Consider the following 21,291-nt stretch of genomic DNA (forward strand, 5'->3'; position numbering starts at 1 on the left):
TGCCCGCGGATTATACCTGACAGGAACTGAAAAAAATCAGCAGTCGTTATTATTTATCTCACCATCGGGCATGATGGTATTGCAGTACAGAATGCCACGCATCTGAGCACCTTCAATATTCGCACCAGTGAGGTCAGCATCTCGCAGATCAGCGAAAATCAATTGGGTGCCGGACAGGTTGGTATTTTTCAGATTAGCACCATTGAGTTCGGCGTAATCCATCAGCGAACCGGAAATATCAGCGCCTTCCAGATTCGCGCCCTGCATGCGAGAGTGAGTAAACCAGACACCGACCAGTTTGGCATGGCTGAGATCGATACCTTTCAGATTAGCTTCGCTCATATCCGCGCCGCTCAAATCCTTGCCGCTCAGTTCGGCCTCACTGAGGTTGCAGAAATTGCACTGCCGGGTTTCCAGTAGTCTGTCCAGATAGACTTTTTCATAAGCTGCGGCACTGCCGGCAATGATAAGACCAAGGATGAGAAGCGCTTTATTCATGATTGTCTCCTGCTACGCTGCGGGCCACTTCCCGCGGAAGAATTGTTCGGATAATGGACGGCGCTGACGCGGTTTAAGTTCCCGTTCCATCTGTTCTTCAGTCAGGCTGTCCAGCGGGGCCGGGTGACCAATGGCAATCATCGACCAGAGGCGAATGTTATCCGGAATGCTAAACGCTGCCCGCATTTTGTCCGGATCATACCCTCCCATCTGATGACTCATCAGGCCGAGTGAGGTGGCCTGCAGACAGAGGCTGAGGCTGGCGGCGCCAGTATCATGTCCAACCCAGGGGTTATTTTTGTCCTTTTCGCGGAATTCGGTGACCGAGGCGGCAAGAATCAGCAGCGGGGCGTCCTGCGCCCAGGTCTGGTTACCAGGCATCAGCGAATCAAAGGCTTTGTCCCAGGCCGCTTTATCAGTGAACTTGTTGCAAATCAGGTAACGCCAGGGCTCTTCACCGGAACAGGAGGGCGCCCAGCGGGCCGCTTCCGTGAGTGCCACAATGTGTTCCTCGCTCACCTCAAGGTCCGGATCGTAGGCCCGGCCGCTCCAGCGTTCGGCGAGTAAAGTATCAATGTCTTGTTCGGTGTCCGCTGGTTTCTGAATCATGTTGTTACCTGGGTAGTTGAATCGACGGATCTTTGGCAGGGCGGTAGAAACCGCCGATGTTGCCGATAACCAGTATCAGATCGGCACCGGTGGTTTGCGCAATCTCGTCCAGCATCGCCTTGCGTTCTGCGCGCTCCTGGCCGCTAATACGGACTTTAATCAGTTCGTGATGTTCCAGCGCATTGTTGATTTCCGCGACAACCGACTCGGTGAGACCGCTGTTACCGACCATCACTACCGGCTTGAGAGAGTGCGCCAGCCCCTTGAGGTAGCGTTTTTGTTTATCCGTGACTGCCATGAAGTGCGTTACCTGTTTAAAATATGCGGAGTATAACAGGAACCCAATATGGCTAAACAACACAAGTTCACGCTCACAGCGGCGCGCGGCATGCTGCCGCTGCTGGCTGAAGAACTCAAGCAACTCGGCATCAAACAAAGCAAGCAGGAACAGGGTAACATCCGTTTCACCGGCAGTCTGGAGGATGCCTACAAAGTCTGTTTGTGGTCCCGCGTTGCCATACGTGTTTTGATGCCTATCGCCACCATTCGTGCTGAATCGCCGGAACAACTTTACGAGGGTGTCACGGCCTTGCCCTGGGAAGATCATCTTGAGGCGGAAGAGGGCACCCTAGCGGTGGATTTCAACAGTTTCCGTTCCAAAATCAAACACAATCAATACGGCGCGCAGAAAGTCAAAGACGCGATTGTGGATCGTTTTCGCGCGCTGACCGGGATTCGTCCTTCAGTTGACCTTCACCAGCCGGATATTCGCATCAATGTCTACCTGCGACACAATCAGGCCACCATCAGCATCGATTTATCCGGTGAGAGTCTGCACCGTCGCAGTTACCGCGCGCGTAACACCGAAGCACCACTCAAAGAGCATCTGGCCGCGGCCATTTTGCTGAGTGCTGAGTGGCCCAGACTGGCTCGACAGGGCTGGGCATTAATTGACCCGATGTGTGGTTCCGGGACTTTTCTGATTGAAGCGGCGATGATGGCCGCCGATATTGCACCCGGGATTCTGCGGGATTACTTCGGTTTCATCTACTGGAAGCAGCACGACAAAGACGCCTGGAAAAAACTTAAGGCGGACGCCGAGCGTCGACGTCAGGCAGGTCTGGCCAGAATACCGGTGATTCTGGGCGGAGATGCGGATCCCAAAGCGGTGGAGGCTGCACGGGCCAATATTGCCGAAGCGGGTCTCAGTGACTGGATTCAGGTTGCACAACGCAGATTGCTGGACTGGCCGGCTGAAGCACAGGCGCTGCCGCCAATGGGGCTGCTGGTCTGTAATCCGCCTTATGGTGAACGCATGGGAGATGCCGATAGTCTGCCCCGGCTTTATGAGAGTCTGGGCGATATTATGCGTGAGTCTCTGCCGGGCTGGCGCAGCGCGATCATTACCGACAAGCCGCAACTCGGCAAATTTACGGGCCTGACTTTGTTCGAAAGTGTGCCTTTTGATAATGGTCCGATTGAATGTGAAGTGCTGTTCTACCGCGCCAGTAAAGCGGTGACTCAGACAAATCAGACACAGGCTATACCGGAGCCAGTAATCAGTGATACGGCGCCGGATCTACAGGAAGTTGAAATCAGCGAGCAGGGTGATATGTTCGCAAACCGCCTGAAGAAAAATATCAAACACATGGCGAAGTGGGCACGTAAGAACAAGGTCAGTTGCTACCGCATTTACGATGCCGACTTGCCTGATTATGCGCTGGCCATCGACGTATACGACGATCAGGTGCATGTGCAGGAATACGCTCCGCCCAAACAGATTGATCCGCAGAAAGCCGTTGAACGCCTGAAAGAGGCCATGCATATCATTCCCGATGTCCTGGAAGTGCCGGCCAGCAGCGTCAGTCTCAAAGTCAGACAGAAACAGCGCGGTGCTAATCAGTATGAAGCCCAGGCAGCACAGAACAAACGCTTCGAAGTTGAAGAAAATGGCCTCAAGTTCTGGGTCAATCTGAAAGACTATCTGGATACCGGCCTGTTTCTGGATCACCGCGATACCCGCTTGATGCTGATGAATATGGCGCGAGGCAAAGATTTTCTCAACTTGTTCTCATATACCGGATCTGTGACTGTCTATGCGGCCGCAGGCGGCGCTGCCAGTACCACCAGTGTGGACATGTCCAACACTTATCTGGGTTGGGCACAGGACAATTTGCAGCTGAATGGTTTTGATGGCGAACAGCACCGATTTATTCGTGCCAACTGTCTGGAATGGTTGCAGGCTGCGCAGCAGGAGGCTGAGCGCTTTGATCTGATATTCCTCGATCCGCCGACCTTTTCCAACTCCAGCAGGATGGATGGGGTGTTTGATGTACAGCGCGATCATGTCAGCTTGATTCAGATGGCGGCGAATTTGCTGAAACCCGGTGGCCAGTTGATTTTCTCCACTAACCGGCGTGACTTCAAAATGGCACTTAATGTAATGGAAGGGGTGAGCTTAAAAGATATTACTGCCCAGACCATACCCAGGGATTTTGAACGTAATAAGAAAGTTCACCAGTGCTGGCTGGTGACAAAAAGCGACTGATTCTCTACGGGATTTCCCGTCAGATTCACATCAAATTGTCATATCAGATGCGCATGATGTGCCTGACTTAAACAACGGGATAACGCCATGTCACCAGCAGAACGCCATTTCAATTCTCTCAAGGAATGGGAAATGTTCGGTCCGGATCAGGGCAATGAATATTTTCCTAAATTCACCACATCCATACAGACCTACCAGCAGTGGTTGCAGGATAATCCGGAAGGTTATGTCTGTCAGGCCAATGATTAAGCTGAAAACTCTTTCAGTGTTGCTTTGATATCTTGCCAGAGTTGTGCATAAGCACGGCTCACCGGCGAGGCACTATCAAATGCGGGCAGGGGGGCTCGATAATCTCCCATGCGTTCCACCGCTGCGGCATAGGGGATGGGTGTGGGCAGACCATTTTTCAGCATTTTGGGTGGATGAGTCAGCATCACCCGATGCAGGCTGCGACGGCGATCTACCATGGTGAAAAAAGCATGCAGTCGTTTAGGTTTGAGCTTGTTTTCTTTAAAGAAGTCCCGCGTCTGTTCAAAAGTACGCAAGGACAAATGCGTCGGGATAATCGGGATATACAGCGAGTCTGCGGTTTCAAACACCTGCTCAGTCAATAAAGAAAAGCTGGGCGGACAGTCCAGTACCACCAGCGCATAATTTTCTCCAAAAGGCTCAACCAGTTTGGCAATCAGATTACGTTTACCCTGTTCGCTTTGCGTGGCCAGTTGCTGGTCGAGATGACGCAAAGAGAAGTCTGATGGGATTACATCCAGATTTTCAAAATCAGTGCTACGCACCAACTCGCCGATGGGCGTTTTACCACTGAGTATTTTTTTTGGGCGGGTTTTTTCTTTGGCTTGCGCATTTAACAGCCAACTGGCCGCACCCTGAGGATCCAGATCCCATAGCAGCGTAGGAATACCTTCACTGGCCGCATGCCAGGCAATATTGACCGCTGACGTCGTTTTACCGACGCCGCCTTTCAGGTTGAAAAATGCAATCGTCTCCACAATGGCCTCAGTAGGTCTTGGCCATTTGTTCCAGCAAAGAGAGCTGTGCGGCGATTGCAGGCTCCGATTCGGTTTTTTCTACCCGCTGATAACGGGCATCGGCGTTAAGGATCCAAGCCTGGCTATTGTCAGACAGGTAGGTTTCCAGATCGTCAAGAATGCGCTGACGCAGTTTTTTGGACTCGATTGGAAAGCAAGTCTCGACGCGTCTCAGCAGGTTGCGTTTCATCAAATCTGCACTGCCACACCAGATTTCCGGGTTGCCACCGTTTTCGAAATAAAATACCCGGGTGTGCTCGAGAAAACGACCGATGATGCTACGCACATGAATATTTTCAGATAAATCTTTGACGCCGGGCCGCAAGCAGCAAATACCGCGCACAATCAAGTCAATTTTGACGCCGGCCATCGATGCCCGGTAAAGCGCCTGGATCATTTCCTGCTCGACCACGGCGTTTACTTTGATAATGATGCGGGCGGGCTTGCCAGCTCCGGCATGTTCGATTTCCCGTTCGATTTTTTTCAACAGGCCTTCATGCAGGGTGAACGGTGCATGCAGCAGTTTATGCATCTGCGGAATTTTACCCAGACTGGTGAGTTGAATGAACAGGTTGTTGACGTCTTCGCCAATCTGTTTATCCGAGGTCAAGAGGCCATAATCGGTATAAACGCGGGCGGTACCCCGGTGATAGTTCCCGGTACCCAGATGAACATAGCGGCGTAACTTACTGTTTTCACGGCGTAATACCAGCAGCATTTTGGCGTGGGTTTTATAGCCTACGATACCGTACACAACGTGGGCACCGGCTTCCTGCAGGCGGGCAGCCAGTGCGACGTTGGCTTCCTCATCAAAGCGGGCACGAAGTTCAATGACTACTGTCACTTCTTTACCTGCCTGTGCCGCCGTCACCAGCGCATCAACGATTGGCGATTTGGCACCAGTGCGATACAGGGTCTGTTTAATCGCCAACACACTGCTGTCAGCAGCAGCCTGACGCAGCAAATCAATGACCGGGGTAAAGGACTGATAAGGATGGTGTAGCAGCATATCCTGCTTGCGCAGCGCCGCAAATATATCGACATCCGGTGTCAAGCCTTCCGGACGGCCTTGCGTAAATGGCTTGAACTTGAGATCGGGCCGGTCAACCAGTGAGCACACAGCCTGGATCCGGCTCAAGTTTACCGGGCCGTTGACCAGGTAGACATTGTCCCGTTCCATGGCACACTCATTACGCAGAAACTCAACCATATCTTCCGGGCAGTTGTGGGCAATTTCAAGCCGGACTTCATCACCGTAGTTACGCTGGGTTAATTCATCGGCAATGGTGGCCAGCAGGTCACTGGTTTCTTCGGTATCGATAGCCAGATCACTATTGCGGGTGACACGGAATTGATAGCAACCTTTCACTTTCATACCGAAGAACAGATCTTCTGCGAAGGCATGGATAATCGATGACAGGAATACGAATTTGTATTCACCGGGCTGGCACAGCTCCTGTGGGAACTGGATCACGCGGGGTAATGCACGCGGGGCCTGTAAAATCGCGTAGCCACGGTCGCGACCGAAGGCATCTTTACCCACCAGAGAGACGATAAAATTCAAACTCTTATTGAGCAGGCGCGGGAAGGGGTGAGCGGAGTCCAGCCCCATCGGGCTCAGGATCGGCAGAATTTCTTCCTGGAAGTAGTTCTGCAGCCACTTGGTGTGTTCATCATTCCATTGTGATCGCGGTAACACCCGGATTGATTGCTCCTCCAACTCCGGTAACAAGACCTCATTCAGTACCCGGTACTGTTCTTCCACCAGTTCGTGAGCGCGCTGACTGATTAATCTCAGGCATTCCTGTGCCGTGACCTGATCAGCTTCGATATAGGGGTCGCCGATTTCAATTTGCTGAATCAGGCCGGCCACCCGCACTTCGAAAAATTCATCGAGATTGGTACTGGAAATGCACAGGTAATTGAGGCGTTCCAGCAGCGGCACACTGCTATCCAATGCCTGTTGCAAAACCCGCCAGTTGAACTCGAGCAGACTCAGCTCGCGATTAATATAGAGCTCAGGGTTGTTCAGATCGATGGGTTGTTCTTGTTTCATAATTCCTTCTTGAGCGCCTGAGGCGTAGTTATCCTTGATAGTCTAGCTTCGCTTTGTGACAGCAAGATGACGACAGGCGTTACCAGCGGTATTTGTCGTACATTTCGGGGTTGGCCCAGTAACGGCTGTTGAGCCAGTCACGTTTAGGCTGATAATTTTCAATGGCATAAGTAAAGACCTGTAATCCGTCTTCGGTGCCAGCAAGATGTCGGAACCCCATCGCCAGGTAGTCAGTCAGCTCCCAACCTTTATTATCGGCAATCGCAGGGTGGCTGATCAGAATGACATGTGGGGCGAGACGGTTTTTCACCATGCCCAGCCATTGTTGTGCGGCCGCTTTCTCCATCGATTCTGTCAGATGGCTGATAACGGCAAGGTCGGCCGGCTGTGTGTTACGCAACTGATCCTGGCTGAATGGTGTCTTCAGATGCTGCAATTTAGTATCATTATCCTTTTGCAGACACATTGCCGCCGTGTCGCCGGCAGTCAGAATCGACCTGGGGTTGAACTGACTGACAAACGGCGCGAGCAGGCTGGATAGGGCAACTGAATTGGTCATGATTGATCAGGATAAAACATCTGTTGAATTCTGGAAACACAAACGCTTGAGTCAGATGACTCATGATGAGTGGGAGAGCCTTTGTGATGGCTGTGCCCGCTGCTGTCTGCACAAACTGGAAGATGAGGATGACGGGCGTATGTATTACACCCGCGCTGCCTGTTCATTGCTCGACATCAACAGCTGTCGCTGCAAGGACTACGAAAACCGTCAGTCCATCGTCCCCGACTGCATTCAACTCAGTATTAAGAACGCGCATTATTTCGACTGGTTGCCCTCAACCTGCGCCTACCGTCTGCTGGCGGAAGGTGAGCCCTTACCGGACTGGCATCCGCTGATCACCGGTGATCCTGACAGTGTACATAAAGCCGGCATTTCAGTCCGCGAGTTTGCCCAGCCGGAATCGGACGTAGATGATCTGAATGAGGCGGTTATCAAACTCAGTCATGAACCCGACCCAGATGCATGACACCTGAAGAAAGCCGCGAGTTTACCGCCCGTCTGGAACAGGCAGCGCTGCTGTTACTGGAACTGGAAATTTATCGCAAACCCGATGATCTCGCGCGACGTTTCGGCTTGCCAGTACCGGTAGTACGTTACTGGTGGCGTCATACTGATCAGGAAACGCATCCCGTCGACCAGACACAGTTATCTCCGCGTGAAGTTAAATCTATTCGCAAAGCGACTCAAACGCTGGAGGGCTGGGAGAAAATCAAACGCTACCGTCCTCCCTGTGGTGCCAAGTTGCCAGGTGGCAAGCGCTGCAAACGCTCGGTCGCCATCCGTCCCCCTGAAGCCTGGGGTATGGGGGCACTGGCAACACGCTGTCGCCTGCATGGTGGCCTGTCAAAACGGGCGACATTCAAATTAAACGATGATAATGATGACGATGTCATGTAATCTGGTGCACAACCATTCTTAATCATCGGGCTGTTACCACCTATGAGCGCGAATACGGACGTTCTCAAACAACTGGCCAGCGTCTGTCATGAGGCACAAACCGGCACCTTTTTTATTACCACCACTGACAACAAAGCCTGCCATATCGTGATTGAAAAAGGACGTATCTGTGCACTGTCGTATGGTCGGGAACGCGGTAAGTCGGTTATCCATTCGCTACCGTTTATGCAGGTAGCCAGGTTTTCTTTTCAGCAGGATGTGACTATGCCTCTGCCTTCAAAGGCCTTTGTCGAGGACGCTGAAAATCTGTTGGCCGCACTTGGCTTACATCATGCTGATCAAGCCGCTGTGTCCGGCAAGCGCATGTACAGGGGAGCGGAAGTAGAGACTAAAAGGGTAATCCCAAGTCTGAAAAAAGCTAATAAAGAAGCGGTCAAAAAGCCAGCCAGAATGTACCGCGGCCGTCCGGTTAAAGACTAACAATTGTCGAACCGCCTGTTTAAAATCGGTATCATACCGGACACTTCCCTGCATAAAGATTTGTTATGGCTCATTCTAGCAACACATTCAATCAAGGGCTGTGCGATTTTCTCGATCAGTCTCCGACGCCTTATCACGCGGTAGCAGCGATGAAAAACCTGCTTGAGGAGCAGGGGTTCACAGGCTTGTCAGAAGGGGATAGCTGGGGCGAACTGCCGGCAGGCAAATATTACGTGACCCGCAATGATGCTTCGATCATTGCTTTCACCCTCAACGGGGAGTCGCTCACGCAGACCGGTATGCATATGGTTGGTGCTCACACTGACAGTCCTTGTCTCAAGGTCAAACCCAAGCCGGAGAAAGTCCAGCAGACGTTGCTGCAACTGGGGGTCGAGGTCTATGGCGGCGCACTGTTAAACCCCTGGTTTGATCGTGATTTATCGATGGCAGGCAGAGTCAGTGTTGAAGCAGAAAACGGTCGAATCGAACAGCTGCTGATTAATTTCGAATGTCCGGTTGCTGTCATTCCCAGCCTGGCTATTCATCTGGACCGTGAAGCCAACCAAAGCCGTAGTGTGAATCCGCAGCTGCATCTGCCGCCGGTACTGTGCCAGTTGGAGGAGGGCGACACGCTCGATTTCCGTGCCCTGCTGGAGAAACAGTGTCAGCAGCAATATCCGGATCGCCAGATTGGCAAAGTGCTGGACTATGAAATCTGTTTCTACGATACCCAGAAGGCCGCATTGACCGGCCTCTATGGCGACTTTATCAGCAGTGCCCGACTGGATAACCTGCTCAGTTGCTATGTCGGACTGCAGTCGATTCTTAAAGCGGATGGCAGACGGCCGGGCCTACTAATCTGTAATGATCATGAAGAAGTCGGTAGCCAGTCCAGCAGCGGCGCACAGGGTACATTCCTGCACTCAGTGCTGCAGCGCCTGAGTCAGACACCGGAAAATTATCAGCGCATGATTGACCGCTCGATGATGATTTCTGCCGACAATGCCCATGCGATTCACCCAAATTATCCGGACAAGCATGATGCCGAGCATGGCCCGATTCTGAATCGCGGCCCGGTGATAAAAACCAATGCCAATCAGCGCTATGCCACCAGCAGCGAGACCAGCGCCGTGTTCCGTCAGCTCTGCAATCAGCAGGATGTGCCGGTACAGGACTTCGTGGTCCGTACTGATATGGCCTGTGGCAGCACCATTGGTCCGATTACCGCCTCAAATATCGGCATTCGTACACTGGATATTGGTGTGCCCACTTATGGCATGCATTCGATTCGGGAAATGGCCGGCAGTCGCGATGCCGAGATGCTGCACAAGGTCCTGACCGCTTTTTATCAGCAAACTTCTCATTAAAAAGGAAACCCTATTATATGGCTGAAAACGTAGATGAACTGACCGTTGAATATTTCGAAGGCGAGACCATGACAGTCAAAGAGCTGGACAAGGTCGTACTGACCAAGGGTGCCTGGGCCACGGTGATGTTCCGCTATCAGGATCTGGATCGCAAAACCGGTGACTTTGGTCCCGATAAATACACTATCCGTCGTTATCAGAAGCGTAATGGTGAATACAGCCAGCGTTCCAAATTCAATATTTCCAGCCGTGACCAGGCCAGCCAGATCGTGGATGCTTTGACCAAATGGACCAATGAATAAAAGCCTGATCACTAACCTGCTTGCCGCAGTTTTTGTGGCAGGCGGGTTCATGGCGCCAGCGCCTTATCGCGATCCGATTCTGAATACCGGCCTGTTTGCATTGGCAGGGGGCATCACCAACTGGCTTGCGATTCATATGCTGTTTGAAAAGGTGCCCGGTCTTTATGGGTCGGGCATTATTTCAGCCCGCTTTGAAGACTTTAAGTCCGGTATTCACGAGCTGGTGATGTCGCAGTTTTTCAGCAAAGACAATGTCGATCGGTTTATGGCCGAGCTGATTAGGGATAATGCCCAGCACCGGCTTGATTTCAGCGATGTGATTGAGCAGACCGATCTGGCACCGGCCTACGACAGTCTGGTCGATACCATCATGGAATCGTCTTTCGGCAGCATGCTGTCGATGTTTGGCGGCAAGAAATCTTTGGAAGCCTTGAAACAGCCATTTATAGATAAAATGCGTGTGGCACTGGACAATATGGCGCACAGCGATTCTTTCCAAACCAGTGTCAAAGCCAAGCTCAGCAGCAACCCGGTATTTGATGACATTCACGGTCAGATTGAACTTATCGTGCAATCCAGGCTGGATGAACTGACGCCGCCAATGGTGAAAGATATCATCCAGCGTATGATTCGCGAGCATCTGGGCTGGCTGGTTGTCTGGGGCGGGGTTTTTGGCGGCCTGATAGGGCTGGCGACCAGTTTTCTGCCTCTGTAATGGCGCCAATTTGCCCGCTGTGCGGCAGCCACAGCAGTCTGTTTTATGATTTTAAACAGCGTTATTACTACCAGTGTCAGACTTGTCAGGCCATTATCAAAGATCCGGTAAGCTGGCCGGACAGGGGTGAAGAAAAACAGCGTTATCTGGAACATTTGAACGATGTCAGTGACCCGCGCTTTGAGGGCTTTGTCTCTCCCATCACTGAACAGGTCAAACGGCATTTCAGTCCCGCCCATAAAGGTCTCGACTTCGGGGCCGGACATGCGCCTGTCATAACGCATGTACTGGCTGAGCAGGGCTATGACATTCAGGCCTATGATCCGCTGTTTTTTGATCATCCCGCTTTGCTGGAACAGCAGTACGACTATATCTGCAGCTGTGAGGTGATAGAACACTTCCACCGCCCGGCGGAAAGTTTTGCCTTGCTCAGTCGCTTGTTAAAACCTTCAGGCGTGCTGCTGTGCATGACCGAGCTGTATCAGGAAGGGGTTGATTTTCATCGCTGGAATTATAAAAACGACCCGACCCACGTCTTCATTTATCACGCTAATACTATTTCTTATATTTCTGATAAATATGGATTTTCAGAGCCTGTAATTGACGGTAGATTGGTGCTGCTCAAGCGCTGAATTGCTGCTGGATAGCTTCTTTCTCCGAGGCAGGAAGGGAGATGATTAAACTCACTTTATCTGTGAATTGCTGGTCGATGATCTCACCATGAATCTGCTTTAGCTGATATTCCAGCAGTTGCAGTTGCGGGTACTCGATATCGAGTTTCAAAGTCGCCATCTCTACCCAGGGACTGATATTTGCGGCGGCAATGGCCTCTTTTGCGGCAGTGCCATAGGCACGGGTCAGTCCGCCGGTGCCCAGTTTGATACCCCCAAAATAACGCACAACACCGACCACGACATTAATCAGGTTTTCGCCCTCCAGCGGCGCAAGAATCGGCCTCCCGGCTGTACCTGAGGGTTCACCCGCATCATGAAAACGTTCAGTTAGGAATCCTTCCGGCTGACGAATCCGCCAGGCAAAGGCGAGGTGATTGGCATTAGGGTGTTGACGGGCTAACTGCCCCAGTTTGCGCAGTGCTTCGTCTTCTGACTGGCAGGGCATGATCACGCCAATAAAGCGTGATTTTTTGATTTCATAATCGGCTTCCGCGGCGCGGTGAATGGTGTTGAACTTGGAGGCCATCGTTTGCAGCTATAGGAAAAAACGAGGCAACAATTTAACATATCGCTCCACGACACGCGTTTTAGCACTAGGGCTTGTTGATCTTTCATATCCACCGCTGCCGATTGAGGCGGAGATGAGAGAGTCATAGCAGGAGACAATTATGAAAGCCATTCAAGTGGAACATCAGCCTGACCAGTCGCGCCTCACTGAACTCGGCGTTTATGCCTGGCCCATCTGGGAAAAAGAAGCATCAGAATTCCCCTGGCATTATGATGAAAAAGAAACCGCCTTCATCCTGGAGGGCGAAGTCACTGTCACCGCTGATGATGGTAGCGAGTCGGTGACCATCAAAGCCGGTGATCTGGTGACTTTCGCTGCCGGCCTGAGCTGTCGCTGGCACATCAAACAGGATTTGCGTAAACATTATCAATTCGGCTGAACGCCGGGGAAAAACATTGTCAGAAATTGAATTTATTATCGGCCAGCGCTGGGTCAGTAACAGCGAAGCAGAGCTGGGCCTTGGCATCATTAAAGAAATCAGTGGCCGTCAAATTGAGGTCTTCTTTCCGGCGGTCGCTGAGAGCCGGTTTTATGCGGCCAATAATGCGCCGCTGAGTCGAGTGATCTACTCCGAAGGCGAGCAGGTCAAAAGCCGCGAGCAACAGAGCTTTACTATCTCTGCCGTGCAGCCTTTCAATGGCTGTATGATTTATCAGGGTGAGACCGCAGAAGGGGAAGCGGTCAGCTTTCATGAAATGGATCTCGACAGTCGGGTGCATTTCAATCAGCCTCAGGATCGCCTGTTCGCCGGCCAGGTCGATAAAAACAGTCAGTTTGAGTTGCGTGCCAAGGCGCTGTCTTATCAGCATGAACTGTTCAGTTCAGCGGTCTTTGGCTTACTGGGGGCCCGGGTTCAGCTGTTGCCACATCAGCTCTATATTGCGCAGCAGGTGTCCCAGCGTCATGCGCCTCGCGTGCTGCTGGCCGATGAAGTCGGTCTGGGTAAAACCATTGAAGCCGGGCTGATTCTGCATCAGAAAATTCTCAGCGGTGAAGTGAAGCGCGCGTTGGTCATCGTGCCGGATGCTTTGTTGCATCAGTGGCTGGTTGAAATGCTGCGTCGCTTCAATCTGAGCTTCAGTCTGATTGATGTTGAACGTCATCTGGCACTGGTCGAGCTTGATGAGGGGAATCCCTTTGACAGTGTCCAGCTGGTACTGTGCGGCCTCGACGATCTGCTCGAAAACCCGGTGATGCAGGAAGATTTGTTTGCGGCAGACTGGGATATGCTCATTGTGGATGAAGCGCATCACCTATACTGGCAACCCGATAACAGCAGTCCTGCCTATCAGTTGATTGAGCAGCTCGCTGCCCGCATTGCTGCCTTGCTGCTTTTGACAGCCACGCCTGAACAACTGGGTATCGACAGCCATTTTGCGCGTCTGCGCCTGCTGGATCCGGAACGCTTTCATGATCTGGAAGCTTTCAGAGAACAGGAAGCTGCCTATCAGCCGATTTCGGATTTAATTGATGATTTGGATGCACTGCAATCCGCTGATGACAAAAAGCTCAAACCCTTATTAAAGGCACTTGAATCCTATTTGCCCGAGCAAGCTCTGCTTGATTTACAGCAGCATGAGGCGTTTGATGCAGCAAAACTGGCGGCGATCAGACAGCTGCTGGATCAGCATGGCACCGGTCGGGTGTTGTTCCGTAATACCCGTGATGTGGTGAAAGGTTTTCCTGAACGAATCCTGCATCGCTACCCGTTGGAAGCCGATAGCAGGTTGTCCGGTATCGATGCCTTACAAGCAGAAACAGTCCTGGGTCATGACTGGCTCATCGAAGATAAACGGGTTGCCTGGCTGATTGATTTCCTGAAGGCCCATCGCGGCGAAAAAATTCTGCTGATTTGTGCCAGTGCCGATACCGCAACACAGCTCGACAGCCATCTCAGCGTGCATCATGGGGTTAGGAGTGCGGCCTTCCATGAGAAGCTGACACTGGTGAACCGTGATCGCGCCGCCGCCTATTTTGCCGAGGAGGAGGATGGGGCGCAGCTTCTGGTCTGCTCTGAAATCGGCAGTGAAGGGCGTAACTTCCAGTTCTGTCATCACCTGGTACTGCTGGACTTACCACGCCATCCGGATCTGCTGGAACAGCGTATAGGCCGTCTGGACCGTATCGGTCAACAGCATGATGTCGATATTCATGTGCCTTATTTTGCAGGCACAGCGCAGGAGGTCTTACTGAACTGGTATCACCAGGGTATGAATGCCTTTGAACAGGTATTTGCCGCCGGCGATGCCGTTCATAAGGCGACTCAGGCACAACTGGAAGCCTGTCTGAATCAGCCTGCTGATGATAAAGCGCTGATAGAGCTGATTGAAATGACCCGCGATACGGCAGAAAAAGCGAGGGAAAGCCTGCAGTCGGGCCGTAATCGTCTGTTGGAACGTAACTCCTTCGATGACGATGCCGCGCAACATATTATCGCTGAACTGGAAGAGGCCACCCGCGGGCTGGAACTGGCAGATTTTATGGATGACGTGTTTGATGCCTTCGGGGTCGAACAGCAGCCTCACAGCAGCGACAGCATCATCATCGAGCCGGGTAACCATATGGTTTATCCCTTTCCGGAATTACCCGAAGACGGTCTGACTGCGACCTATCAACGCCACCGGGCGCTGGGCCGTGAAGATATGGCTTTTCTAACCTGGGAACATCCCATGGTACTGGGCGCGATGGATTTGGTAATGAACACCGAAATCGGCAACAGTGCTTTCTGTACTCTCGAAAGCGGTTTATTTAACCCCGGCACGCTCCTGCTGGAAGCCATTTTCAAGGTTCAGGCCATCGGCGCACTGCAGACCTATGTGGATCGCTTCTTACCGCAACGCTATCTGCGCATTGTGGTGGACGAGCAGGGCCGTCAGCACCAGGCCAGCCTGCCAGACAGACAATTCAACAAACTGGCAGGACGTATCCCTCGGGCGACCTCGCAGGAACTCATACGCCATGCCCGTCCACAGCTGGAAAAACTGATCCAGCAGGCCCAGCGCGCCAGTTTGGAACCCGGTGAAATGCTGAGACGGGAAGCGCTGGCATCAATGCAGCAGGAAATGTCAGCTGAAACAGTACGCCTGAAAGCGCTGGCAGAGAAGAATCCTGCGATTCGCCAGGATGAGATTGATAGCATGTCGACACTCACTCACGCTCTGGCGAATACGATACAATCAGCCGAATTAAGCCTGGATGCGGTTCGGATCGCGATAGTGACTGAATCCAACTGAATACGGACAGTCTCTTCCTTCTCATGATGGTTGCTTGGAGCATAAGTTGTTAAAAAAAATCGCGTTACCCATTCTCATTATCGGCTTTGCCATTGTGGCATTCATGTTGCTCAAAGTCAGTGAACCGGAAACACCGGCAATGGCAAAAAAGGAAAAAGCCTGGCTGGTTGAAGCGGTAACGGCTGAGTATCAGCGTATTGCGCCGGAAGTCACCATCTACGGCCGGGTCGAAACGCCGCGCGACGCCAGTCTGAAAGCGGCGCTTGAAGCCGATGTCATCGAAGTGAATGTACTGGAAGGCGATAATGTCACCGCAGGACAGACCCTGATCAAGTTGGATGATATTGATATTCAGCTCACACTGCAGCAGCGTCAGGCGGATGTTAGAGAGGCTCAGGCCCAAATCGAGACCGAGAATCAGCGCTTTCAGCGTGATAAGGCGCTGTTGGCCAATCAGAAACAGTTACTGGAACTTGCTGACAAGGCTGTTCAGCGTGCCCGTAAACTGGAGCAGACCCGGCTGGCTTCACAGGCTTCTCTGGATGATACGCTGGCCGCTTACGAGCAGCAGGCGCTGGCACTGAAACAGCTGCAGTTCGATATTGATAACCATAAGATCAGGCTGGCTCAGTTACAGGCTGCCAAGCAACGCGCAGAAGCCTTATTGGCGCAGGCTGAAGTTAATCTCAGTCGTACTGAAATCAAAGCGCCTTTTGATGGTCGCGTAGCCGGTCTGACAGTAGCGCTAGGCGACCGGGTGCGCCCCGGTGACACTCTGCTCACTGTGTATGATCTCGACAACCTTGAAGTCAGGGCGCAAATCCCCGGACGTTATATTCCTCAGGTCCGACAAATGCTGCAGCAGGGCAGAAATTTGCAGGCTGAGGCGGAAGTCGATGATCAGTTGATCCGTCTCTCACTCAATCGCCTGTCCGGTGAAGTCAGACAGGACAGTGGTGGTATCGATGGTCTGTTCCGTATTGAAAACAATATGACGCCATTGCCACTGGGCACCTTTGTCGAACTTCAACTGCAACTGGCTGAACAGAACAACGTCATCGAAGTACCGTTCAGTGCGTTATACGGTATGGATCGCGTTTACCGGATTGACGAAGGGCATTTGCAGTCAGTGGCCATAGAGCGTGTCGGTGAAATCGAGCGTGAAGCAGGTAAAAACAGTCTGTTGATCCGCAGTGATGCTCTCAGTCCGGGTGACTTGATTGCTGCGACGCAATTGCCTAACGCGATTACCGGGCTCAGAGTTGAGGTCGCAGACTGATGGAAGGTCATCGACGCGATTTTATCGGGATTTTCGCTCAGCACCGGGTTGCGGCGAATCTGCTGATGATCATGATGCTGGTTGCCGGGGCATTATCCCTGAACCGGCTGAACACCCAGTTTTTTCCGAACTTCGCACTCGACATCATTACCATCAGTATCACCTGGCGCGGTGCCAGTGCTGAGGATGTTGAGGAGTCCCTGACCACACGTGTAGAGCAGGAACTGCGCACCATCGACTATGTCGACAAGATGACTTCCACATCGTCTTACGGCTCATCACTGGTCACGCTGGAATTCGAAGAAGATGCCGATATGGGCCGCGCACTGGATCAGGTCAAGGACCACGTTGCCCGCATCCGCAACCTTCCCACTGACTCGGAAACGCCCGAAATAAGCCTGGTCACGCGCTATGACACGGTGGCCAGGCTGTTGATCACCAGTGATGGCGAGCTTGATGAGCTGCGTGATTTAGCCCATCAGATCGAACATGAGTTGCTGGATCGAGGTATCTCGCGGGTCAATATCACCGGTCTGCCGGAAGAAGAAATTGCTATCCAGCTCAGTACCTATGAACTGGAGGCATTAGGCCTGAGTTTCAATCAGGTTGGCGAAAGGGTCGGGGAGCAGAGTCAGGATCTGCCTGCCGGCGAAGTCGGCAATAATGAAACCGCCAGACAGCTTCGCAGCGAAGGTCAGAAACGCGATGTCTATGCCTTCAGTGATCTCCTGTTGAAGGCGGATTATGCCGGCGGTCTGGTGATGCTGGATGATGTTGCTGAGATTGAACGGCGGCCGATGCGTAATCAGGTCAAGGTGTTTTATCAGGGACAGCCTGCGGTCGAGATTGAGCTGCAGCGCACAGAAAATGCCGATGCGCTCAAATCTGCGGAGATCATGAAACAATGGTTGGAAGACAGCCGCGATGAATTGCCGGATGGTGTCAAAATCAAAGTGTTCGATGCCGCCTGGGAGTTGATTGAGGAGCGGATTAACCTGCTGCTATATAACGGTCTCGGTGGTCTGTTACTGGTACTCGGCGTCTTGTTTCTGTTTCTGCATGGGCGTGTTGCGTTCTGGGTCGCAGTCGGTATACCGGTCTCATTTATGGCGGCACTGTCAGTGCTTTATGTACTCGGCGGCAGTATCAATATGATCAGCCTGTTTGGCCTGATCATGTCACTGGGGATTATCGTGGATGATGCCATTGTGGTGGGTGAGGATGCGCTGTCTCATTACCAGCATGGTGAACGCTCTCTTACCGCTGCTGAGGGTGGGGCCAGACGGATGCTAGCACCGGTTATTTCTTCTTCATTGACCACAATTTCTGCTTTTCTACCTCTGATGATGATTAGCGGTGTTATTGGCAATATTCTGTTTGATATTCCCTTTGTGGTCATTTGCGTGATTATTGCTTCTTTGATCGAAAGTTTTCTGATTCTTCCCGGGCATTTACGACACTCTTTTCACACAATGCACCATGCTGAACCGGGACGATTCAGACGTTATCTCGATTCGCAGTTTCACCGTTTTCGTGATCATGCTTTCAAACCGCTGGTCACCTATGCCGTCAATTTTCGCGGGGTTACAATTGCAGCAGCGATTGCTCTGTTGATAGTGGCTATCGGTTTACTGGCCAGTGGTCGGATACTGTTTAACTTTTTCCCATCCCCTGAGGGCACTACGATTGTGGCCAATGCCCGCTTTATTGCCGGTACGCCTGCTGAACATGTTGAGCGGTTCCTGACTCATGTGAATCAGAAACTGGATGAAACAGCACAGGAACTGGGGCCGCAATTACTGGATCTGTCAGTAATGCGCCAAAGCACAGCCAGTGCAGCCAACCCCAACGCGACGTCGCAGGTGGATGAACGCTTCGGCTCGATTCAACTGGAAATGATCTCACCGGATAAACGCGATATCCGCAATAAAGATTTTATTAATGCCTGGCGTGAGAAGATTCATCTGCCACCCGGCATCGAAACCTTTACCATCAGCGAACGTCGGGGTGGCCCACCGGGCAGTGATATTGATATCAGGCTCACAGGCGCACCGGCAGATACGCTGAAATCGGCGTCTCAGGAAATCGCCGAAAAGCTCAAAACCTATCCTGGCGTCAGTGCCATAGAAGATGATATGCCCTATGGTCAGGAGCAGTTGATTTACCGGATCAAAGGTCAGGGTGAAGTCCTGGGTCTGACGCTGAACAATGTCGGCCGGCAGCTTCGCGCCGCTTTTGACGGCCAGTTGGTTCAGATATTCCAGGATGGTGATGATGAGGTCGAGGTGCGGGTCATGTTGCCGGAAAATGAACGCAACACACTGGCTACACTGGAGAATTTTATGATCCGCCTGCCTGACGGTGGCAGTGCACCGCTGTCGAGTGTGGTCGAATTTGATGCCCGCCGTGGTTTTGATGTGCTGCGTCATACTGATACCCAACTGGCAATTCATACTACCGCGACGGTCGATGCGACGGTCAATAACAACAATGAAATTCTGGCAGATATGCAACAGTCCTTCCTGCCGGAGTTGAGCGCGCGCTATGGCGTTAATGTGGCTTATGAAGGTCGTGCTGAAGAACAGGCGGAAACGATTGGTGATATGGTGCAGGGCGTGTTGCTTGCCTTTGTCATGATTTACCTGGTACTGGCCTGGGTATTTGCATCTTACGGTTGGCCGCTCGTGGTGATGTCAGCGATACCTTTCGGGCTGATCGGTGCCTTGTTCGGTCACTGGCTGCTGGGGATCGATCTGACGATTCTGTCTCTGTTCGGTATTTTCGGTCTGTCCGGGATTGTGGTGAATGATTCCATTATTCTGGTCACCTTCTTCAAGCAATTGCGTGAATCAGGCTTGGGCACGCAGCAGGCGATTATCGAAGCGGCCAGTCAGCGTCTGCGCGCGGTATTACTGACTTCATTAACCACAATTGGCGGTCTGACGCCACTGTTATTTGAGACTTCACTGCAGGCCCAGTTCCTGATTCCGATGGCGGTATCGATTTCGTTTGGACTGATGTTCGCCACTGCGCTGGTGTTGCTGGTGATACCGGCCATGTTGTCCGTACATGAGAGCGCTGCAGACAAAATCAGTGGTAAGCTTGTGCCACAAAAAAGTTAGTCTGGTTAAGTTTGTATTAAGCTTATGCCGTAATAGTAGCTGTTTGGCGTGATAGTAAGGGGCCAGCATGTCTTATTTGAAATACCTGATTGCCAGTTTTCTGGTCACTCATTCCTTCGTTGTCAGCGCAGGCGAGCTGACACCGGACTACTACTCTGACACACTCTCTCTGAGTACTGTCACCGAGCAGGTCTACCAGCGATTGCCGGGGAAACAGGCAGAGAACAAATTCGGCCAGTTGCAGCAGGCAAATGATGCCTTGGGCAATGCCTTATTTGCTGAGCCTGCGACTGCCAACCTTGATCATTTTAATGATGCTATCGGCAGTGGAGAGGGGTTGCAGGAATGGGAGGGTAGTGTGGATATGCCGTTATGGTTGCCCGGCCAGCAGCAGGCACAGCAGGCTTTATCGACTAAAATCCTGGCTCAATTACCCGCCTATCAGAATCAACTCCGTTTGCGTGCTTCGGGTGAAGTGCGGGAATTGGTCTGGCAGCTAAAGTTGGCAGAAGCGGAGCTTGAACAGGCTGAGCAAGCCTGGGAAATAGCAAAAAAGCTGGAACAGGATGTGGCATCCAGAGTGAAAGCCGGTGATCTGGCAGCCAATGAAGCGCTGCTGGCCAGCAGCAACACAATGGAAGCACACAGCAAGATGATTGCGGCTGAGTCCCGTCTATCGCAGCAGCTTAAAATTTATCAATTAATGACGGGATTGCAACTTTTACCGGTCACAGTGACGGAAGTTCCTCAACAACGAACAGACGTTCCTGCCCAGCATCCAGCCCTGCAAATGCAGGATCAGATCATCGCCAGGTTGCAGGCGGAAATGGGAATAGCCCGCTTTGAAGGCAGTGTGAATCCCAGTATCTCCGTTGGAGTGCGTCGTGAGCGGGGTGATGACAGTGAGTCCTTCAATAACAGTCTTGGCATTGGTTTCAGTATGCCGCTTGATAATCAAAGATACAGTAAGGTCGCTGTGGCTGAGAGTTCGGCGGCACTGGCCGATGCGCAGGTGATCAGACAGGAACTGGAGCGTCAGTTAGACAAGGATCTGCTGGCCACTCAGGAAACCCTATCAGCGACTCGTAAACAATTGGAACTGGCCACTAAACAGAACCAGACCACCAATGAGTATTACCAGATGCAAAAACGCGCTTTTGATCTGGGTGAAATCAATCTGATTGATTTATTACGCAGCCAGGTGCTGGCTAATGAAAGCCGCAGCCGAAAACGCGAACTTGAGGTTCAGATCGAGCAGCAAAAAGCATTGGTAAATCAGGCGCTAGGCATCATTCTTTAAATTTTCATCAACGTTTTCTTCGCTTAATTTTTCGT

Annotated in this window: 21 protein-coding genes; 14 read left to right on the plus strand and 7 right to left on the minus strand. The window is 52.0% G+C overall.

The genetic code is table 11. From position 1 onward, the window contains the following. Positions 1 to 36: 36 nt before the first annotated feature. Genes OMQ46_RS01575 through yhbY form a run of 3 tightly spaced genes read right to left on the minus strand, consistent with a single transcriptional unit; the run spans position 37 to position 1,405 of the window. Complete coding sequence (locus OMQ46_RS01575; RefSeq protein ID WP_266235273.1) at positions 37 to 498, minus strand: pentapeptide repeat-containing protein; 462 nt, start codon at positions 496 to 498, stop codon at positions 37 to 39. Positions 499 to 510: 12 nt separating this feature from the next. Then, a complete protein-coding gene (locus OMQ46_RS01580; RefSeq protein ID WP_266235275.1) occupies positions 511 to 1,107 on the minus strand; it encodes a nitroreductase family protein in 597 nt (198 codons plus the stop codon). A gap of 4 nt (positions 1,108 to 1,111) precedes the next feature. Then, positions 1,112 to 1,405 carry a ribosome assembly RNA-binding protein YhbY gene (gene yhbY / locus OMQ46_RS01585; protein ID WP_266235277.1) on the minus strand — a complete coding sequence of 98 codons (294 nt, stop codon included), beginning with the start codon at positions 1,403 to 1,405 and terminating at the stop codon, positions 1,112 to 1,114. A gap of 48 nt (positions 1,406 to 1,453) precedes the next feature. Here yhbY and rlmKL point away from each other — a divergent pair, with 48 nt between their 5' ends. Next, the gene (rlmKL, locus tag OMQ46_RS01590) at positions 1,454 to 3,655 is read left to right on the plus strand and encodes a bifunctional 23S rRNA (guanine(2069)-N(7))-methyltransferase RlmK/23S rRNA (guanine(2445)-N(2))-methyltransferase RlmL (RefSeq protein ID WP_266235280.1); all 2,202 of its coding nucleotides are present in this window, start codon (positions 1,454 to 1,456) and stop codon (positions 3,653 to 3,655) included. Between the two features lie 87 nt (positions 3,656 to 3,742). Continuing rightward, a complete protein-coding gene (locus OMQ46_RS01595) occupies positions 3,743 to 3,904 on the plus strand; it encodes a hypothetical protein (protein WP_266235282.1) in 162 nt (53 codons plus the stop codon). Here OMQ46_RS01595 and OMQ46_RS01600 read toward each other — a convergent pair. From OMQ46_RS01600 to OMQ46_RS01610, 3 genes are all read right to left on the minus strand, one after another. Beyond that, on the minus strand, positions 3,901 to 4,662 hold the full coding sequence (locus OMQ46_RS01600) for a ParA family protein (protein ID WP_266235284.1): 762 nt from the start codon (positions 4,660 to 4,662) through the stop codon (positions 3,901 to 3,903). The genes OMQ46_RS01595 and OMQ46_RS01600 overlap by 4 nt on opposite strands. 7 nt (positions 4,663 to 4,669) lie before the next feature. Continuing rightward, the gene (gene ppk1, locus OMQ46_RS01605) at positions 4,670 to 6,757 is read right to left on the minus strand and encodes a polyphosphate kinase 1 (RefSeq protein WP_266235287.1); all 2,088 of its coding nucleotides are present in this window, start codon (positions 6,755 to 6,757) and stop codon (positions 4,670 to 4,672) included. A gap of 79 nt (positions 6,758 to 6,836) precedes the next feature. Next, complete coding sequence (locus OMQ46_RS01610; RefSeq protein WP_266235289.1) at positions 6,837 to 7,316, minus strand: DUF6231 family protein; 480 nt, start codon at positions 7,314 to 7,316, stop codon at positions 6,837 to 6,839. On the opposite strand from OMQ46_RS01610, the gene OMQ46_RS01615 reads away from it, so the two are divergent. The 7 genes from OMQ46_RS01615 to OMQ46_RS01645 all read left to right on the plus strand — a co-directional run bounded on the left by OMQ46_RS01615 (position 7,315) and on the right by OMQ46_RS01645 (position 11,712). Next, positions 7,315 to 7,785, plus strand: coding sequence for a YcgN family cysteine cluster protein (locus OMQ46_RS01615; RefSeq protein ID WP_266235290.1), 471 nt, complete (start codon positions 7,315 to 7,317; stop codon positions 7,783 to 7,785). The genes OMQ46_RS01610 and OMQ46_RS01615 overlap by 2 nt on opposite strands. Next, complete coding sequence (locus OMQ46_RS01620; RefSeq protein ID WP_266235293.1) at positions 7,782 to 8,216, plus strand: hypothetical protein; 435 nt, start codon at positions 7,782 to 7,784, stop codon at positions 8,214 to 8,216. Before OMQ46_RS01615 ends, OMQ46_RS01620 begins: the two co-directional genes overlap by 4 nt. Before the next feature lie 42 nt (positions 8,217 to 8,258). Beyond that, entirely contained in the window at positions 8,259 to 8,696 is a 438-nt protein-coding gene (locus OMQ46_RS01625; protein ID WP_266235294.1) for a hypothetical protein, read from the plus strand. A gap of 65 nt (positions 8,697 to 8,761) precedes the next feature. Further along, positions 8,762 to 10,063: a M18 family aminopeptidase gene (locus tag OMQ46_RS01630; protein WP_266235296.1), complete on the plus strand. Its 1,302-nt coding sequence runs from the start codon at positions 8,762 to 8,764 to the stop codon at positions 10,061 to 10,063. Positions 10,064 to 10,080: 17 nt separating this feature from the next. Then, positions 10,081 to 10,365 (plus strand): hypothetical protein, encoded by a 285-nt coding sequence (locus tag OMQ46_RS01635; protein WP_266235298.1) that lies wholly within the window; start codon positions 10,081 to 10,083, stop codon positions 10,363 to 10,365. Beyond that, positions 10,358 to 11,080, plus strand: a complete 723-nt coding sequence (locus OMQ46_RS01640) for a DUF445 domain-containing protein (RefSeq protein ID WP_266235299.1) — start codon at positions 10,358 to 10,360, stop codon at positions 11,078 to 11,080. Before OMQ46_RS01635 ends, OMQ46_RS01640 begins: the two co-directional genes overlap by 8 nt. Then, the gene (locus tag OMQ46_RS01645; protein ID WP_266235301.1) at positions 11,080 to 11,712 is read left to right on the plus strand and encodes a class I SAM-dependent methyltransferase; all 633 of its coding nucleotides are present in this window, start codon (positions 11,080 to 11,082) and stop codon (positions 11,710 to 11,712) included. Before OMQ46_RS01640 ends, OMQ46_RS01645 begins: the two co-directional genes overlap by 1 nt. Here the strand turns inward: OMQ46_RS01645 and OMQ46_RS01650 are convergent. Then, complete coding sequence (locus tag OMQ46_RS01650; protein WP_266235303.1) at positions 11,702 to 12,280, minus strand: YigZ family protein; 579 nt, start codon at positions 12,278 to 12,280, stop codon at positions 11,702 to 11,704. The genes OMQ46_RS01645 and OMQ46_RS01650 overlap by 11 nt on opposite strands. Before the next feature lie 142 nt (positions 12,281 to 12,422). Between OMQ46_RS01650 and OMQ46_RS01655 the strand changes: the two genes are divergently transcribed. The 5 genes from OMQ46_RS01655 to OMQ46_RS01675 all read left to right on the plus strand — a co-directional run bounded on the left by OMQ46_RS01655 (position 12,423) and on the right by OMQ46_RS01675 (position 21,256). After that, complete coding sequence (locus OMQ46_RS01655; RefSeq protein ID WP_266235304.1) at positions 12,423 to 12,701, plus strand: cupin domain-containing protein; 279 nt, start codon at positions 12,423 to 12,425, stop codon at positions 12,699 to 12,701. Positions 12,702 to 12,717: 16 nt separating this feature from the next. Continuing rightward, positions 12,718 to 15,555 carry an RNA polymerase-associated protein RapA gene (gene rapA / locus OMQ46_RS01660; protein WP_266235306.1) on the plus strand — a complete coding sequence of 946 codons (2,838 nt, stop codon included), beginning with the start codon at positions 12,718 to 12,720 and terminating at the stop codon, positions 15,553 to 15,555. A gap of 46 nt (positions 15,556 to 15,601) precedes the next feature. Further along, positions 15,602 to 16,834 (plus strand): efflux RND transporter periplasmic adaptor subunit, encoded by a 1,233-nt coding sequence (locus OMQ46_RS01665; RefSeq protein ID WP_266235308.1) that lies wholly within the window; start codon positions 15,602 to 15,604, stop codon positions 16,832 to 16,834. Next, entirely contained in the window at positions 16,834 to 19,956 is a 3,123-nt protein-coding gene (locus OMQ46_RS01670) for an efflux RND transporter permease subunit (protein ID WP_266235309.1), read from the plus strand. Before OMQ46_RS01665 ends, OMQ46_RS01670 begins: the two co-directional genes overlap by 1 nt. Positions 19,957 to 20,023: 67 nt before the next feature. Further along, positions 20,024 to 21,256, plus strand: coding sequence for a TolC family protein (locus tag OMQ46_RS01675; protein WP_266235310.1), 1,233 nt, complete (start codon positions 20,024 to 20,026; stop codon positions 21,254 to 21,256). The last annotated feature ends 35 nt before the right edge of the window (positions 21,257 to 21,291 follow it).

The sequence above is a fragment of the Methylophaga sp. OBS1 genome (assembly GCF_026319365.1).

Bases quoted from the DNA above. Each gene is read 5' to 3' on its own strand.
- OMQ46_RS01595 (WP_266235282.1), top strand. From the start codon at position 3,743: ATGTCACCAGCAGAACGCCATTTCAATTCTCTCAAGGAATGGGAAATG.
- OMQ46_RS01580 (WP_266235275.1), bottom strand. From the start codon at position 1,107: ATGATTCAGAAACCAGCGGACACCGAACAAGACATTGATACTTTACTC.
- OMQ46_RS01630 (WP_266235296.1), top strand. From the start codon at position 8,762: ATGGCTCATTCTAGCAACACATTCAATCAAGGGCTGTGCGATTTTCTC.
- OMQ46_RS01645 (WP_266235301.1), top strand. From the start codon at position 11,080: ATGGCGCCAATTTGCCCGCTGTGCGGCAGCCACAGCAGTCTGTTTTAT.
- OMQ46_RS01650 (WP_266235303.1), bottom strand. From the start codon at position 12,280: ATGGCCTCCAAGTTCAACACCATTCACCGCGCCGCGGAAGCCGATTAT.
- OMQ46_RS01675 (WP_266235310.1), top strand. From the start codon at position 20,024: ATGTCTTATTTGAAATACCTGATTGCCAGTTTTCTGGTCACTCATTCC.
- OMQ46_RS01635 (WP_266235298.1), top strand. From the start codon at position 10,081: ATGGCTGAAAACGTAGATGAACTGACCGTTGAATATTTCGAAGGCGAG.
- OMQ46_RS01610 (WP_266235289.1), bottom strand. From the start codon at position 7,316: ATGACCAATTCAGTTGCCCTATCCAGCCTGCTCGCGCCGTTTGTCAGT.
- OMQ46_RS01620 (WP_266235293.1), top strand. From the start codon at position 7,782: ATGACACCTGAAGAAAGCCGCGAGTTTACCGCCCGTCTGGAACAGGCA.
- ppk1 (WP_266235287.1), bottom strand. From the start codon at position 6,757: ATGAAACAAGAACAACCCATCGATCTGAACAACCCTGAGCTCTATATT.
- OMQ46_RS01575 (WP_266235273.1), bottom strand. From the start codon at position 498: ATGAATAAAGCGCTTCTCATCCTTGGTCTTATCATTGCCGGCAGTGCC.
- yhbY (WP_266235277.1), bottom strand. From the start codon at position 1,405: ATGGCAGTCACGGATAAACAAAAACGCTACCTCAAGGGGCTGGCGCAC.
- OMQ46_RS01625 (WP_266235294.1), top strand. From the start codon at position 8,259: ATGAGCGCGAATACGGACGTTCTCAAACAACTGGCCAGCGTCTGTCAT.
- rlmKL (WP_266235280.1), top strand. From the start codon at position 1,454: ATGGCTAAACAACACAAGTTCACGCTCACAGCGGCGCGCGGCATGCTG.
- OMQ46_RS01670 (WP_266235309.1), top strand. From the start codon at position 16,834: ATGGAAGGTCATCGACGCGATTTTATCGGGATTTTCGCTCAGCACCGG.
- OMQ46_RS01655 (WP_266235304.1), top strand. From the start codon at position 12,423: ATGAAAGCCATTCAAGTGGAACATCAGCCTGACCAGTCGCGCCTCACT.
- OMQ46_RS01640 (WP_266235299.1), top strand. From the start codon at position 10,358: ATGAATAAAAGCCTGATCACTAACCTGCTTGCCGCAGTTTTTGTGGCA.
- OMQ46_RS01615 (WP_266235290.1), top strand. From the start codon at position 7,315: ATGATTGATCAGGATAAAACATCTGTTGAATTCTGGAAACACAAACGC.